The organism is Bacillus sp. OTU2372 (assembly GCF_038440275.1).
GTDB lineage: Bacteria > Bacillota > Bacilli > Bacillales > Cytobacillaceae > Neobacillus > Neobacillus bataviensis_B.
Map to the genome: position 1 here is coordinate 116,945 of NZ_JASATK010000009.1, position 15,495 is coordinate 132,439.

The window sequence follows — 15,495 nt, forward strand, 5'->3', positions numbered from 1 at the left end:
AAAATAGGTATTTTCATTAGTACAAGAGTAGCTCCTTTTACATAGGCTGTTAATGTAAACAGAATATTTGAAGGGAGATTATTATATGTATCTAGGAACTAATTTTTTACCGCCAGTCATTCATCCGACGCAACAAATCGTGAACCATACGTTTTCAACAACGGTGGTGCCGCATATTCATCCGGTTCATACAACCACAGTGAACCACCACATGTATCAACATAAACATTACTGTCCGCAAACCGCATCATGTGCAGAAGAGTGCTGCAATCAGCACATCGACTGCTGTAACACATGTGCACCGGCACCAGCGCCAATAGCGCCAATAGCAGCGCCAATGCCTAATGCATTACCAAATGCAGTACCAAATGCGCCAGGCTTTGGTGGAATGGGAGGTCCTGGCTTTGGTGGAATGGGAGGTCCTGGATTTGGCCCAGGCGCACCAGGATTTGGCCCTGGCCCTGGACCATATATGGGCCGCAGACGATAGTCTTAGGGATGTTATCGCAAGGGCTTCTTAGCCCTTGTTTTTTTATTTCTTTTTACTATATGTTATGTTCTTTATAATAAAATGTTTGTCCCATTTTTAAAAATTTTTTTAAAAAGGAGAACTAGTTTGCTAAAAGTTTTAGCCATTTCAGGTTATAAACCTTTTGAATTAGGGGTATTTAATAAGGATCATCCATCTGTTCTATATATCAAGGCAGCCATAAAGAAGGCTTTATTGCCAATGATTGAAGAAGAAGAAGTAGAGTGGATATTAATCAGCGGTCAACTAGGTGTAGAACTTTGGGCGGCCGAAGTGGTCTTTGACTTACAATCTGAATATCCTAAGTTAAAGCTTGCTGTCATTACACCGTTTTTAGAACAGGAATCGAAATGGAATGAAACTAATAAAGAGTGGTATGAAACGATTTTAATGCAAGCGGACTTTGTTGATTCTGTAACGAAAAAAGTCTATGAAAAGCCATGGCAATTCCGTTTGAAAAATCAATTCTTTGTTGAAAAAAGTGACGGCCTTCTAATGATGTATGATCATGAAAAAGAAGGAAGTCCTAAATACTTATACGAATTAGCATTAGAGTATAAAAAAAAGCACGACTATCGGGTAGAATTAATAACTTTTTATGATTTGCAAATGATTGTTGAGGAAGAGCAGTTCAAGCACTCGGACTTTTAAGGAATATAGCTTCTCCCCATAGTATGAAATGACTGCACAAATTCTGAATGTAAAAGAAAATTGACAAAAGGACATATTTTTGGAAAAATAAAAGGTAATGATTGGCTAAACTTGAGGTGATTTGAATGTTGGCTGATAAGGTCAAATTAACAGCTAAGGATATTTTAGAAAAAGAGTTTAAAACAGGTGTTCGTGGTTACAGGCAAGAAGATGTGGATAAATTTTTAGATTTAATTATTAAAGATTATGAAACGTTCCATCAAGAAATTGAGGATCTACAGCAGGAGAACCTTAGGCTTCGTAAGCAGCTTGAAGACACATCCAAAAGGCAGCCGGTGGCACAGCCAGCCGGTACGACCAATTTTGATATTTTGAAAAGATTGTCTAATCTAGAAAAGCATGTTTTTGGTAATAAACTTTACGATTAACATTTTGTACCGCTGTTTCCTAATAAAAACCATTGTATATTGAACAAGAAATACATATAATAAAAAGGTGTCATTAATGACGTTCGGGTAATCGCTGCGATGAGCGTTTCGCGAATCGTTGAGGAAAGTCCATGCTCGCACGAGCTGCGATGCTCGTAGTGTTCGTGCCTAGTGAATTCATAAGCTAGGGCAGCTGAGTCTAGCATTCAGTTGACGGCCGGGAAAATACCTAAGTCCCATCCGGATATGGTATGAATACCTATAAAAGTGCCACAGTGACGTAGCCTTTCTGGAAACAGAAAGGGTGGAACGGGTAAACCCCACGAGCGAGAAACCCAAATTATGGTAGGGGCGTTTTCTCTGAGGAATTGAACAAGGAGAAAGACAGGTTCTTTCTGAATCTGTAGATAGATGATTACCACCTAAGTACGAGACCTAATAGTCGCTTGCAGTACTATGGTACAGAACATGGCTTACAGAACGTTATTAATGTCAAGAAATGCTGGATATTAAGGGCTCTCCTAATATGGGGAGCTTTTTTATTGCAAATTACTGCATTCGTTTCCTTCATTTTGTCAATAATGTAAGCGACAAGTTGAACGATTAGCATGATTTTACATACATATGAAATATTTAAGGGTGAAGACATGGGAAAATATCAATTAATTGCAACTGCAGCGATGGGATTAGAATCCTTAGTAGCTAAAGAGGTTCGATCACTTGGCTATAATTGTGAAGTGGAAAATGGCAAGGTTACCTATACAGGTGATGAAGTAGCCATTGCACGTAGTAATTTATGGCTGCGAACAGCCGACCGCATCAAGATAAAGGTTGGAGAATTTAAGGCCTTTACCTTTGACGAACTGTTTGAAAAGACAAAGGCGCTCCCCTGGGAACAATTTTTACCTGAAGATGCAGAATTTCCGGTAATCGGAAAGTCTGTTAAATCAAAGTTGTTTAGTGTTTCAGACTGTCAGGCTATTGTTAAAAAGGCCGTGGTTGAACGTTTGAAAAAACATTATAATCGTAATTCTTGGTTTGAGGAAAATGGTGCTCTATACCGAATTGAAGTGGCTTTGTTAAAGGACGTTGCGACCATTACCATTGATGCCAGTGGCAGCGGTCTTCATAAACGAGGATATCGAGTTGATCAAGGTGAGGCGCCGCTAAAGGAAACATTGGCGGCTGCACTCGTGATGCTTACGAATTGGCAGGCTGACCGACCCTTTATTGACCCTTTTTGTGGATCAGGAACTATTCCAATTGAAGCAGCCATGATTGGGCAAAACATTGCACCCGGATTTAACAGAGAATTTGTTTCTGAAGCTTGGAAATGGATACCCGAAAAAGTGTGGCATGATGCTCGGATGGAAGCGGAGGACCTGGCAAAATATGACCAGCCATTAGACATTACCGGCTCTGACATCGATCATCGCATGGTTAGAATTGCGGAAGGCAACGCTGTAGAAGCTGGTTTTGGTGATCTAATTAATTTTAAACAAATGCAGGTACGAGACATATCCACGAATAAGGAGTATGGTGTCATTGTAGGAAACCCGCCATATGGTGAGCGGCTAGGGGATAAAAAGGCAGTGGAGCAAATGTATAAGGAAATGGGACAGGCTTTTAGTAAGCTCGATACCTGGTCCATTTATATCATGACTTCGAATGAAGATTTTGAGCAATTTTACGGTAAACCTGCAACCAAGAAACGGAAGCTGTTTAATGGATTCATTCGAACAGACCTATATCAATACTGGGGCAAAAAACCCCCAAGGCAATAATGTTTTGAAGTAGATGAATGGGGGAGGGGTTATCATGCAAAATCGGATGCCGTTTGAAATTTCCAAAACCGAGTCTTTTTATGACAAGTTAGGGGAATGGATTGGCGACCTATTTTATGATATTTTACCTGAAGCGGGTTTTGAACTGCGAGATGAGCAGATTTATATGGCTTTTCAATTAGAAAAAGCCTTTAAAGAGAAAAAAGTAATGTTTGCTGAGGCGGGAGTAGGAACGGGGAAAACCATTGTTTATTTACTTTATGCCATAATGTATGCTCGTTATACGAATAGGCCTGCCGTAATCGCTTGTGCTGACGAGACCTTAATAGAACAGCTGGTTAAAAAAGAAGGCGATATTGCAAAACTAGAGAAGATTTTAGACTTACAGATTGATGTTCGTTTGGCAAAATCGAGGGACCAATATCTCTGTTTAAAAAAGCTGGAGCAGGTTAAAAATAATGATTTTTCAGATGAGATTTCGGAAGTGTATCAAAAACTTCCTGATTTCGTTCATTCTGTTGGATCGATGCAGTCTTTTGAAAGATATGGTGATAGACGGGATTTTCCTTCTCTGTCTGATGAAGTATGGGGTAATGTGAATTGGGATGCGCTGCAGGATTGCTTTTCTTGTGATAAACGTCATCGCTGCGGCTTAACATTACACCGTGAGTTTTATCGACATGCAACTGATTTAATCATCTGTTCACATGATTTTTATATGGAGCATATCTGGACAAAGGAATCACGAAAGAGGGAAGGTCAGCTTCCTCTTTTGCCAGATCATTCTTCTGTCGTATTTGATGAAGGCCACCTGCTCGAATATGCTGCACAGAAAGCTTTAAGCTACCGTTTTACAGATTATACATTAGATACCTTACTAACAAGATTAATGGAAAATGAAGTACGTGAAAAAACGTTGTATACAATTGAAGAGGCACTTTTAGCAAATGAGGCATTTTTCGATGCCATCTCTCAATTTTCTTCTCAATCAAAAGGTTCTGAAAAACAAGTCATTACCAAGCATCCGTTAGTAATGAAAACCTGCAGAAAGCTGCTGTCTACGCTGCAGGCACTTGAAGAAGAACTTGTCTTTGAGAGTGAGTTATATGTCATTAATGAGTATGATTTAAAGATTGTCGAGGAGTATTTAGAACAAATAACTTATTCACTTTCTTTATTTCTTCAAGAACTAAACGGGATCACCTGGTTTGAAGAAAAGGGTGGAGAACGTACCCTAGTTATCATGCCTAAAATGGTCGAGGAAGTCATGCGAGAAGAAGTATTCTCACAGAAGAAGCCTTTTATTTTTTCCTCAGCGACACTTTCAAATCATAAGTCCTTTGATTATATGGCAAATAGTCTTGGCGTTAGCGAATACTTATCCTTTTCAGTTGCCTCGCCGTTTGATTATGATGAAAAGATGAAAATATATTTACCGCATTTTCCACAAGAAAGCCTTGAAGAGAGAGTTAAATATGTAATCAACAAAATTCACCAATCAGAGGGTCGAGCGTTAATCCTCCTTAATAACAATGAAGAAATGTTATACCTTAAGAAGCAGCTGCCGGATTTAATTCCTTACCCAGTCTATTTTGAAGGAGATGAGGAGATTAGCACGCTAGTTTCGAAATTCCAAAATGAAGAACATGCTGTGCTTTGTTCGATTCATTTATGGGAGGGGCTTGATATACCGGGCAGATCGTTAGAAAATGTAATTATTTTTTCCCTTCCGTTTCCGCCCAATGATCCAGTCTTTACCGCAAAAAAGAATGGGCTTAACAATCCATTCTTGGAAGTAGACTTACCCTATATGCTTCTCCGGCTTCGTCAAGGAATAGGGCGGTTAATTAGGTCTGAAAAGGACGAAGGAACCGTTTATATTCTTCTTGATGGTGATATTGATTTGAATGTATTACAAGAAATAAAAGCTGTTTTGCCGACTGAGCCAATTGAAAATTAAATGAAGAGTAGTGGAAGAACGTTTTCTTCCACTTACTTTTTTAATTGAATAATTCCTGTTCAAGAGCTTCCCGATTTATTAAGTAAAACCCATTCTCATTCTGGGAAACCAATGATTTCTTCTTCACTTGAGTAATCGTTCTGCTGACGGACTCTCTTGAGGTTCCAATCATATTGGCTAATTCACGATTGGTAAATTGAGTAGTTAATTTATAAAGTCCTCCAACCTTTTCCCCGTTAGATTTACATAACCTGATAAGCAATAATATAATTTGTTCATAAGTATTATGAAGTACCTGCGCTTCTAGCCTTCCTTGCAAGTCCGCAATCTTTTCGCCTAATACCTTAAAGAGTTTAATACATAATTCCGGGTAAGATATTAATATTTTTTCAAACCCATCAATAGGAATTACGATAAGCTGGGCATCCTCCAATACTTCTGCATACGCAGGGAAATTTCCCTTCCTAAAAAAACCGGCATGAGGAAACATTTCGCCTGGTTCTAAAATAGAGATTAATTGTTCCTTCCCCATAAAATCTGATTTATAGATTTTAATTTTACCAGAGTGAATAAAGAACACCCGATCAAGAGGGTCATCCTGCATAAAGACATACATTTTATGTTTATAAAAACGTGTTTGGGTAATTTTTACAATCGGATCAAGTTCTTTAGCTGATAACTCTTTAAAAATCGGCACTCTTGATAATCTTATTACAATATCTTCATGTTCCATTAATTTCACCTCAAATAAGTAATTCTCTTAATTAGTTACATTTTAGCAGTGTTTACCTTGGAATTATGTGACCTCCATCATAGTAGCTAAAATTATTGATACCCATTCTCATTGGTGTGGAAAAAATCACTAAGAGTTGATGAGGTACTTCACTTTAAAAGTTAGCTTTCAACGTTACAATACGAAATGTGATGAAACAAGAGAGGATGAATAGAAATGGAAATACAGCGGGGGACAACATTGAATAAAGTGGTAAAGACCAATCGGAATGGTTTATTAAAATCAGTTTGGTTACTATTTTATTAAGCTTTACTGTCCTGCTTGCCGGAGGCTATTGGATTTTCAAGGAACAGGCACCAAGACCATTAAAGGTAACAAATGAAAAGGGTGAGGTTCTTTTTACAAAAGAGTCGATAATGGGGGGCCAAGCCGTTTTCCAAAAGTATGGTTTAATGGATTACGGAACAGTGCTTGGACATGGTTCATATATGGGGCCAGATTATACGGCTGAAGCCTTGAAAATTTATACAGAGGGCATGCAGAATTTTAAAGCCAATGAACAATACGGTAGAGATTTTAAAGCCCTAACGGCAGACCAACAAACGGTTATCAAAACGAATGTGATAAAAGAGATGCGGAAAAATCGCTATGACAGTGCCAAAGATACAATGAAATTAACGAATGCTCAAGCTTTTGGCCTTAAGAAAGTAAGAGAACATTATCAAGAAGTGTTTACAAAAGGAGACGGCTGGGGGCTTAAGGCTAATTTAATTAAAGAAACGGGTATGCCGGAAAACAACCGTGCTTATGTTGCTAAAGGCGACCAAATTACACAAATATCTGATTTCTTCTTTTGGACTGCATGGTTATCTAGTACAGTACGTAAAGGCGATACCATTACGTACACGAATAACTGGCCATATTATGAAGATGCCGGAAACCATCTGTCCTTTTCTGCAGTTTGGTGGAGCGGGGCCAGCATCACATTATTCGTATTAATGGTTGGAATTATTTTATTTGTATTCTACCGTTATCAGTTTGGGATGAAGGAAGCATATAAAGAAGGGCATTTCCCTAAAATCGATTTAAGGAAAATTCCTGTGACAAGCTCACAAGTAAAGAGTGGAAAATATTTTGTAATTGTTTCTGCATTGTTTTTTGTGCAGTGTATGTTTGGTGCATTACTTGCACATTATTACATTGAACCGGATAGTTTCTTTGGCATTAAGTGGATACACGATATCCTTCCATTCAATATAACCAAAGGCTATCATCTACAGCTGGCCATTTTTTGGATTGCAACCGCTTGGCTTGGAATGGGAATCTATGTTGCACCTTTGGTGGGAGGTTATGAGCCAAAGAAACAAGGTCTTTTAGTTGATATCTTATTCTGGGCCCTCGTTGTTCTCGTAGTCGGCAGTATGGCAGGAGAATGGCTTGGAGCCAATGGGTATTTAGGCAACAATTGGTTCCTTCTTGGACATAATGGCTGGGAATATATCGAACTCGGACGGATATGGCAGCTAATTCTTATTGTCGGAATGCTGATCTGGCTGTTTATCGTTTATCGTGGTATTCGCGCCGGCCTTAAACGTGAACAAGATAAGGGTGGACTCATTCATTTATTATTCTACTCCGCCATAGCGGTTCCTGCTTTCTACATCTTTGCTTTGTTTATTAATCCTGGAACTAGCTTTACGTTTGCTGATTATTGGCGCTGGTGGATCATCCACTTATGGGTAGAGGGAATCTTTGAAGTATTTGCAGTTGTAGTCATCGGATTCTTAATGGTTCAGTTAGGACTTGTAACAAAAAAATCAACAGTTAGACAGTTGTATTTCCAATTGATTCTTTTATTAGCCAGCGGTGTTATTGGGATTGGCCACCACTATTATTATAATGGTTCCGCAGAGGTTTGGCTTGGTCTTGGGGCTGTTTTCTCGGCCTTAGAAGTTATTCCATTGACATTATTGATTCTTGAAGCGTACGAACAATATAAAATGATGCGAGAAGGCGGGATTGATTTCCCTTATAAAGGAACATTCTGGTTCTTAATTTCAGTCGCAATTTGGAACTTAGTAGGCGCAGGTGTTCTGGGATTTCTAATCAATCTGCCGGCAGTAAGTTATTTTGAACACGGACAATTCTTAACGCCAGCACATGGTCATGGTTCCATGATGGGGGGTTACGGAATGTTTGCCATTGCTGTTCTCCTGTACTCACTGCGTAATATTGTCAAACCTGAATTCTGGAATGACAAATGGATTAAAGTTAGCTGCATTTTGCTTAATGTCGGATTGGCAGGTATGGTCTTCTTATCCTTACTTCCTGTCGGGTTCATTCAAATAAAAGAAGCTTTCCATCATGGATATGCAGCATCCCGCTCAGCATCCTTCCTGCAAAAGGATCTTGTCCAGACACTATTAACCTTGCGTGCGGTGCCTGACACCATTTTCCTTATTGGGGTTGTGATATTGTTGTTATTCTGTATTAGAGCACTATTCCATTTGCGTAAACCAACACACAAAGAGGGAGAAAAGCTTCCTGTAAAGGACTTAGCGCTGGACGAAGATTAATAAAGAAAATCCGCAAAGCTAACTTTGCGGATTTTCTTTTTCATTTTGGAGTTTTTCAAAGCATTCAAAACAATAGATTTCTTTTTTGTCTCTATGGACACCATTTAAGAAACCATCTAAACAGTAAACCTCTTTCCTGCAACTGCAACAACAACCCACCAGCTCCATCATGTTTTAAGCCCCTTTTTCACATATTATTAATAAAATTTTATAAAAGGTGTGATAAACAGCACAATAGTATTTTACTTTTTTCATCTATAATAAAAATGAAGTAAACAAACTTTAGGAGGTGCAAATGTTATAAACCTTAAATGGTTAATGGACACGGGTTTTTTGTCTAAAAACCTCACTTATACCCTTTAACGGTACTATTATTTTCCAAAAACATCTCTACTTTTTAACAACAGATATGTTATTCTGTTGTTTTTTTATCCACTTCAACGACAGCTATTCATAATATTATGTTAAAATTTAACTAATGAGTAGGGAGGTTTTAATATGAATATGAAGCAAATAGAAAAGGAATTTTTAGACTTTGTAAAAAAAATCTCCGCTTATAATGAAGCACTTGGACTAATTTATTGGGATTTGAGAACCGGCGCTCCAAAACATGGGGTTGAGCAGCGGTCGGAAGTAATTGGCCTGCTTTCTTCTGAAGTATTTAAAATGTCTACTTCCGAGGAAATGGCAGCATACATAGCTACCCTTTCAAAACAGCGACTCTCAGAAAAGACAAGTAAAATTCTGCAAGAATGCAAACGGGAGTATGAACGAAATAAAAAGGTACCAGAAGAAGAGTACAAAGAATATGTCATCCTCCAATCAAAGGCTGAAAGTGTTTGGGAAGAGGCTAAAGAAACCGATAATTTTGCTTTGTATAGTCCTTACTTAGAAAAGCTGGTAGATAAGACAAAAAGATTTGTCAGCTATTGGGGATATCAAGAAAATAAGTATGATGTGTTATTAGATATGTATGAACCTGGGATGACAGTAAGTGTATTAGATCAGGTATTTTATGAACTTAAAGACAAGATTGTCCCCTTAGTTAAAGCCGTTTCTAAATCTCCCTATAAGCCAAAAACCGATTTCCTATTTGAAAAGTTTCCAAAGGAGTTACAACGGGAAGTTAGTTTAAAAATTCTAGAAAAAATGGGTTATAACTTTAATGCAGGGAGATTGGATGAAACAGTCCATCCTTTTGCGACCGGACTCAATCCGGGTGATGTCCGTGTTACCACAAATTATAATGAAAATGATTTCCGAACCGCCATTTTTGGTACTATTCACGAAGGTGGGCACGCATTATATGAACAAAATATCTCAAAAGATTTGATTGGTACACCGCTTTGTACTGGAACCTCAATGGGCATCCATGAGTCACAATCCCTTTTCTATGAAAATATTTTAGGCAGAAGCTATTCTTTTTGGAAAAACAACTTTGAACTTTTGAAGCAATATGCAGCAAATGGCCAGTTTGATGGAGTAGAACTGGAGGACTTCTATCGAGCTATCAATGAGTCAAAACCATCCTTCATTCGAATTGAGGCAGATGAATTAACCTATCCGCTCCATGTAATGATTCGCTATGAAATTGAAAAAGAGTTATTCAATGGTGAATTGGAGGTAAAAGATTTACCAGAAATCTGGAATAATAAATATGAAGAGTACCTTGGAATCCGTCCGAAAAATAATGCAGAAGGAGTCCTGCAGGACGTTCACTGGGCCGGAGGCAGCTTTGGTTATTTTCCGTCCTATGCATTAGGCTATATATATGCAGCTCAATTTAAACATAAAATGCTTGAGGAATTTGCCGATTTTAATCACATGGTGGAAAGTGGAGAACTTTTACCTATTCAAGAATGGTTGACTGAAAAGATTCATCAATACGGAAAATTAAAAAAACCGATCGAGATTTTAAAGGATGTTACTGGTGAAGGGTTAAATCCAAACTACCTAATAGATTATCTATATAAAAAATATACAGATGTTTACAAACTAAATTGACCATAAACAGACTCCAATCTCAAAGATTGGAGCCTGTTAAAATCCAATGATCTGTTACCATTTACCCCAAGTTTGGAATCCCTTTGAACCAGGAGGAGCGTTCTGGATAATATCAATAAACGGAATAGTGTAAGCAAATAGAATAAGTGCTGCTGTAATGCCAAGCCATAATTTCCAATTCTCAAATACCATTGGGGCTTGTTCCTCACTATTTTCAGCTTCTGCCACGGGAAATTCCTGTTCTCCTTTAGGAGCAAAGAAAGCAAGATTAACAAAGATAATGATGACTAAGATAATCCCAAGGAATAAAATAGTTCCGCCAACTGCTTGAGCGATTTGGTAAGGAATCCACTCAGCTGCCTGCTTTGATCCACCATAAGTTGAGAAAGCAGACCGTCTTGGTCCGCCTAGCAGACCTTGTATATGCATGGCCCCTGACATGAATACCATACCGATAAACCAAACCCATGCCTGGATTATTCCCAATTTATTCATGGCCTTCGTTAATTTACGTCCAGTTAAATGTGGTACCAGCCAATAAGAGATGCCAAAGAAAGTTAATACAACAGATGTTGCGGCCGTTAAATGGAAGTGACCTGTTACCCAAATTGTATTATGAACAACTTGGTCCATTTGGTTAGAGGCATTAATGATCCCGCCTGCACCAGCTGGTATAAATGAAGCCATGCCTATAAATGGAACAGTAAATCGGGCATCATGCCATGGCAGTACCTTAAACCAGCCAAAAAGACCAGTTGCCCCTTTGGAGCGGCCATACCTTTCAAAAGTCGCAAATAATGAGAAGGCAGTCATTAAAGATGGAATAATAACCATAAATGTTAAGATAACCTGTAAAAACTTCCAAGCTGGATCAATACCTGGCTCTGTTAATTGATGGTGAAACCCAACTGGAATGGAGAATAGTAAAAACAAAATAAACGAAAGTCGTGCTAACGAATCTGAGAAAATTTTTCCTCCAATTACTTTTGGGATAATAGCATACCAGCACATATACGCAGGAAGGAGCCAGAAATAAACTAATGGGTGACCGAAGTACCAGAATAATGTACGGCTGACTAAAACATCAACAGTGTCAACTAATCCCAGTGACCAAGGCAGCAGCTGGAATAAAACTGTTGCAGCAACACCTAATGTAGCAACAATCCAAAGGACTGTATTGATGACAGCCATAAAGCTTAATAATGGACTTGGTTTTCCTGGATTATTTTTGCGCCATCTGGCATAAGTCATGATTTGCGCTGCACCGTCAACCCAGCTTCCTACTACAACAAAGGTTAAACCTAAGTAAAAAATCCAGTGTGCTTTAAGAGGTGCATAAAAAGTATATAAAACGGATGCTTCTTTTAGTAAAACCATTGTTGCGGCCATTAGAGTACCAACTAACATCACCCAAAAACCAACCCAGCCGGTACGTCTCGCAGCATTTGAATGACCACCGGTTGTTCTGCTTACAGCAGCATATTGAAATCCCATAATAAAAAAGGTTGTTAATACAAGACCCATTAAAACACCATGGACCGTCAAAATTTGATAATAATCAATTCCCCAAGGAAGTTCCCATTTACCGGATCTCACAAGGGTTTGCAGGAGTCCCATTAATCCGCCAAGAGCAAGTGCCGAAAAGGCAACGAAAAAGTGTGCCATTGAAAGCATTGCATCACGCGGGTCTACTTTTACTTTAGCTTTATCGTTAGCCATTATTTAACCACCTCAATCTTTGCACTCATTAAGTGGTGTCCTGAACCACAGTATTCATTACAAACAACTAAATATTCGCCTGTTTTGTCAAATGTAGTCGTATACTCACTGACATACCCTGGCTCGAGCATCATATTTATATTCGTACCAGCCATTTCAAAGCCATGGATAACATCCTTTGTTGTGGCAATAACCTTCACCTTCGCTCCGAGCGGTACTTTTACCTGTGCAGGATTATATGAGAAAGTGGATGCTACAAAGACTAATTCATAGTCCCATTCTTTTCCCTCCACCTTATGTAAACCAGGTTTATCAAAAGGCTTAGTCTGATCAACTTTTTCAGAATTAATCGTAGTTAAACAACTTGCCGGTTTGTTGCCTAGGTAGAAAGCGCTGACACCAACAACCGATAGGAAAATGACAAGGCAGCCAATACCAAAGGTCAACCAGATTTTTTCAAATTTATGCATGTGCATAATATCTTCCCCCTTCCAACAGTTAAAAACGCTCGACGAATAGATAATAGACACCTACCCAAGTAACAATAATAAACGCTCCCAAAAAGAAAACGGACGCTAATGTCCCTTTAAGAGAAGAGCTATCTTCCACTTCTGTTTTTTGTTTTGTTTTCAGTTCCGCCTTCGCCATCCCCCTAGCACTCCCTTCAGAAAATTAAATGAATCCTTTCTCTCTTTCATAATACAAAACAATTGCGAAAGAAAAATAAGAATTTGCGAAGTTCACAAATAGTTCATTCCTTATCTAACTACAATGTTAATGGTAAAAACTTGATACAACAGTGATTAATATCACTAACTCGATCTGTAAATATGAATAAACTGTGAACACGTTAAATACTCATGTGATATATGTAATTGATATTATTTTACAAACACTTGAGTGCTTGTTTAAAGAACGAGGTAACACTCTTGAATTTAAAAAATAAGCTAATGATAGATTCTTATATTTTATTGGAAAAGAGTGATGATGTTGGAGAAATATTATTGTGAGAACTGTCGCCTATTATATGATGAAAAAGAGTATTGCAAGGTGTGTGGTGTATTGGCAAATAACAAAATTAAAATAGAGGTACAAAAACAGTCAGAAAAATAGAAGAGGAGAGAATGCTTGAAGGACATATAATTGGAAAAGTTTATCTAATGAAGGAAATCCAAAACCGCGATATAATTTAAATGCACAGCAACAACCTTCAAAACGTTTGCTTCCCGGCAGTGGGAAGCTTTTTTTTTGCCTTTAACTACTGGGAATAATTTCATCTTCAACGGAAAAAATAGCCTTATCCATGCTGAAGGAGATAGATAAATGCCTGCCATTATTTCCGTTTCTGAAGTTATTCCACCCTACCAAGTAAATCAAGATCAAGCATCTGCGTTTGCTCGAGAGCTTTTTGCAGACTCATTTAAGGATATTGAGAGGCTATTAAAAGCCTTTCAGAACGGGCAAATTGAAAAAAGACACTTTGTTCAAGGATTAGAATGGTTTAAAGAGAGCCATACCTTTGAAGAAAAAAACAATGCCTACATTGAATCCGCTGTAGCTCTCGGCCGAGAGGCAATCGTTAAATGCTTACAAAATGACAGCTTTCTTAAAGAAGAAATTTCCTTTGAAGAAATTGACGCCATTTTCTTTATCTCGACAACAGGGTTTTCGACTCCAAGTATAGATGCAAGGATTATTAATCTTTTGCCTTTTAATGCGCATATAAAAAGAATTCCAATTTGGGGATTGGGCTGTGCCGGGGGGGCTGCAGGATTATCTAGGGCATTTGAATACTGTTCAGCCTTTCCTATGGCAAAGGTACTTGTCCTATCAATTGAGCTCTGCAGTTTGACATTCCAAAAGAATGACCTTTCAAAAAGTAATTTAATCGGCACATCACTATTTGCCGATGGTATCGCCTGTGCGTTGGTGATAGGTGATGAAGTTAGAAAAGACGCATTTAGTAAAAAGGCAGCCGTACCATTCATTGTAGCCACTCAATCAACACTAATGCCTAATTCCTTAGATGTGATGGGTTGGGACATACGAAATACAGGATTATTTGTCATTTTTTCTCGAGATATTCCTCACATTATTGAAGCTTGGTTAAAACCAAATGTGATTGGTTTTTTAACAGAGCAGCAATTGGAGCTTTGCCAAATCAACCACTTTATTGCTCATCCTGGCGGTAAAAAAGTATTAGACGCTTATGTTAAATCATTAGAGATTCCTTCTTCAATGAATGAGACCTCCCGAGATATTTTAAAGAATTATGGCAATATGTCTTCAGCAACTATTCTGTATGTGCTAAAGCGTTTTATGGAGCGTGATGTAGCTGTAGGTGATTTAGGACTTGCAACAGCCCTTGGCCCGGGATTTAGCTCAGAATTACTTCTTTTGAGGTGGCAATAAATGATAGTCATGACTCCGTTAGTTTTGTTAATAACTTTTATCGTCGTTCAACGGGTCGTCGAACTTTTTGTTGCCAAAAGGAATGAGATATGGATGAAACAGCAAGGTGCAGTTGAATTCGGAGAGAAGCACTATAAGTTTATGGTTCTCATACATATGATGTTTTTTATATCCTTATTGACTGAAACGTTACTACTTAAGCGAGGGATTTCACCTTTATGGCCTGTGTTATTAAGTTTATTTGCTCTTGCACAGGTTGTGAGAATATGGGTAATCACTTCACTAGGAAGATTTTGGAACACAAAAATACTTGTTTTATCAAACGCAAAGATCGTGAGGAAAGGACCATACCGTTATTTAAAACATCCCAATTACATGGTGGTCGCACTGGAGTTGTTTGCTGTTCCGATGCTGTTTAGCTCTTACTTTACAGCCATTCTTTTTACAGTCTTAAACATCATAATCCTAATGATTCGAATCCCGACTGAAGAAAAAGCTCTTAAAACATTAACTGAGTATGATGTCACCTTTCGAGACTGTCACCGTTTTATCCCAAAGATTGTTAAATAATTGTGACAATTGCCTATTGTTATTGAAAATCATTATCACCCATGTTAAAATAACGATAATAATGAAAATCATTCTCAGATGATTCTAACAAGGAAGGTGTAAAAAATGACTTTTGCTTTTGTTGGTGGA

Annotated in this window: 14 protein-coding genes and 1 other RNA gene; 10 read left to right on the plus strand and 5 right to left on the minus strand. The window is 38.2% G+C overall.

What is annotated here, in order from left to right; genetic code table 11:
- Positions 1-85: 85 nt before the first annotated feature.
- The 6 genes from AAHB15_RS16015 to AAHB15_RS16040 all read left to right on the plus strand — a co-directional run bounded on the left by AAHB15_RS16015 (position 86) and on the right by AAHB15_RS16040 (position 5,352).
- Positions 86-490, plus strand: coding sequence for a CotD family spore coat protein (locus AAHB15_RS16015; RefSeq protein ID WP_335575184.1), 405 nt, complete (start codon positions 86-88; stop codon positions 488-490).
- 126 nt (positions 491-616) lie between these two features.
- Positions 617-1,180 carry a DUF1273 domain-containing protein gene (locus AAHB15_RS16020; RefSeq protein ID WP_335575185.1) on the plus strand — a complete coding sequence of 188 codons (564 nt, stop codon included), beginning with the start codon at positions 617-619 and terminating at the stop codon, positions 1,178-1,180.
- 125 nt (positions 1,181-1,305) lie between these two features.
- Positions 1,306-1,608, plus strand: a complete 303-nt coding sequence (gene gpsB / locus AAHB15_RS16025; protein WP_098530451.1) for a cell division regulator GpsB — start codon at positions 1,306-1,308, stop codon at positions 1,606-1,608.
- Between the two features lie 79 nt (positions 1,609-1,687).
- Positions 1,688-2,089: RNase P RNA component class B (gene rnpB / locus AAHB15_RS16030), an RNA gene on the plus strand.
- A 166-nt stretch (positions 2,090-2,255) separates the two neighbouring features.
- A complete protein-coding gene (locus AAHB15_RS16035) occupies positions 2,256-3,392 on the plus strand; it encodes a THUMP domain-containing class I SAM-dependent RNA methyltransferase (protein WP_342042791.1) in 1,137 nt (378 codons plus the stop codon).
- Between the two features lie 34 nt (positions 3,393-3,426).
- On the plus strand, positions 3,427-5,352 hold the full coding sequence (locus tag AAHB15_RS16040) for an ATP-dependent DNA helicase (RefSeq protein ID WP_342042792.1): 1,926 nt from the start codon (positions 3,427-3,429) through the stop codon (positions 5,350-5,352).
- A gap of 40 nt (positions 5,353-5,392) precedes the next feature.
- Here the strand turns inward: AAHB15_RS16040 and AAHB15_RS16045 are convergent, their stop codons facing one another.
- Positions 5,393-6,085, minus strand: a complete 693-nt coding sequence (locus AAHB15_RS16045) for a Crp/Fnr family transcriptional regulator (protein WP_335575187.1) — start codon at positions 6,083-6,085, stop codon at positions 5,393-5,395.
- Between the two features lie 281 nt (positions 6,086-6,366).
- Here AAHB15_RS16045 and AAHB15_RS16050 point away from each other — a divergent pair, with 281 nt between their 5' ends.
- Entirely contained in the window at positions 6,367-8,661 is a 2,295-nt protein-coding gene (locus tag AAHB15_RS16050) for a nitric-oxide reductase large subunit (RefSeq protein ID WP_446715872.1), read from the plus strand.
- A gap of 18 nt (positions 8,662-8,679) precedes the next feature.
- Here AAHB15_RS16050 and AAHB15_RS16055 read toward each other — a convergent pair whose 3' ends face one another.
- Positions 8,680-8,832, minus strand: coding sequence for a hypothetical protein (locus AAHB15_RS16055; RefSeq protein WP_342042794.1), 153 nt, complete (start codon positions 8,830-8,832; stop codon positions 8,680-8,682).
- A gap of 327 nt (positions 8,833-9,159) precedes the next feature.
- Between AAHB15_RS16055 and AAHB15_RS16060 the strand changes: the two genes are divergently transcribed.
- Positions 9,160-10,665 (plus strand): carboxypeptidase M32, encoded by a 1,506-nt coding sequence (locus AAHB15_RS16060; protein ID WP_335575189.1) that lies wholly within the window; start codon positions 9,160-9,162, stop codon positions 10,663-10,665.
- 54 nt (positions 10,666-10,719) lie between these two features.
- Here the strand turns inward: AAHB15_RS16060 and AAHB15_RS16065 are convergent, their stop codons facing one another.
- The 3 genes from AAHB15_RS16065 to AAHB15_RS16075 are packed head-to-tail and all read right to left on the minus strand — an operon-like array spanning position 10,720 to position 13,032.
- Positions 10,720-12,384 (minus strand): b(o/a)3-type cytochrome-c oxidase subunit 1, encoded by a 1,665-nt coding sequence (locus AAHB15_RS16065; protein ID WP_335575190.1) that lies wholly within the window; start codon positions 12,382-12,384, stop codon positions 10,720-10,722.
- Positions 12,384-12,860, minus strand: a complete 477-nt coding sequence (locus AAHB15_RS16070) for a cytochrome c oxidase subunit II (protein ID WP_098530458.1) — start codon at positions 12,858-12,860, stop codon at positions 12,384-12,386. Before AAHB15_RS16070 ends, AAHB15_RS16065 begins: the two co-directional genes overlap by 1 nt.
- Positions 12,861-12,882: 22 nt before the next feature.
- Positions 12,883-13,032: a cytochrome c oxidase subunit 2A gene (locus AAHB15_RS16075; RefSeq protein WP_098530459.1), complete on the minus strand. Its 150-nt coding sequence runs from the start codon at positions 13,030-13,032 to the stop codon at positions 12,883-12,885.
- A 675-nt stretch (positions 13,033-13,707) separates the two neighbouring features.
- Between AAHB15_RS16075 and AAHB15_RS16080 the strand changes: the two genes are divergently transcribed.
- Together AAHB15_RS16080 and AAHB15_RS16085 are read left to right on the plus strand one after the other, a co-directional pair.
- Positions 13,708-14,796: a type III polyketide synthase gene (locus AAHB15_RS16080; RefSeq protein WP_335572107.1), complete on the plus strand. Its 1,089-nt coding sequence runs from the start codon at positions 13,708-13,710 to the stop codon at positions 14,794-14,796.
- A complete protein-coding gene (locus tag AAHB15_RS16085; RefSeq protein WP_335572108.1) occupies positions 14,797-15,366 on the plus strand; it encodes an isoprenylcysteine carboxyl methyltransferase family protein in 570 nt (189 codons plus the stop codon).
- Positions 15,367-15,495 lie beyond the last annotated feature (129 nt).

Bases quoted from the DNA above. Each gene is read 5' to 3' on its own strand.
- AAHB15_RS16055 (WP_342042794.1), bottom strand. From the start codon at position 8,832: ATGATGGAGCTGGTGGGTTGTTGTTGCAGTTGCAGGAAAGAGGTTTAC.
- AAHB15_RS16060 (WP_335575189.1), top strand. From the start codon at position 9,160: ATGAATATGAAGCAAATAGAAAAGGAATTTTTAGACTTTGTAAAAAAA.
- AAHB15_RS16040 (WP_342042792.1), top strand. From the start codon at position 3,427: ATGCAAAATCGGATGCCGTTTGAAATTTCCAAAACCGAGTCTTTTTAT.
- AAHB15_RS16015 (WP_335575184.1), top strand. From the start codon at position 86: ATGTATCTAGGAACTAATTTTTTACCGCCAGTCATTCATCCGACGCAA.
- AAHB15_RS16045 (WP_335575187.1), bottom strand. From the start codon at position 6,085: ATGGAACATGAAGATATTGTAATAAGATTATCAAGAGTGCCGATTTTT.
- AAHB15_RS16070 (WP_098530458.1), bottom strand. From the start codon at position 12,860: ATGCACATGCATAAATTTGAAAAAATCTGGTTGACCTTTGGTATTGGC.
- gpsB (WP_098530451.1), top strand. From the start codon at position 1,306: ATGTTGGCTGATAAGGTCAAATTAACAGCTAAGGATATTTTAGAAAAA.
- AAHB15_RS16085 (WP_335572108.1), top strand. From the start codon at position 14,797: ATGATAGTCATGACTCCGTTAGTTTTGTTAATAACTTTTATCGTCGTT.
- AAHB15_RS16065 (WP_335575190.1), bottom strand. From the start codon at position 12,384: ATGGCTAACGATAAAGCTAAAGTAAAAGTAGACCCGCGTGATGCAATG.
- AAHB15_RS16080 (WP_335572107.1), top strand. From the start codon at position 13,708: ATGCCTGCCATTATTTCCGTTTCTGAAGTTATTCCACCCTACCAAGTA.
- AAHB15_RS16075 (WP_098530459.1), bottom strand. From the start codon at position 13,032: ATGGCGAAGGCGGAACTGAAAACAAAACAAAAAACAGAAGTGGAAGAT.
- AAHB15_RS16035 (WP_342042791.1), top strand. From the start codon at position 2,256: ATGGGAAAATATCAATTAATTGCAACTGCAGCGATGGGATTAGAATCC.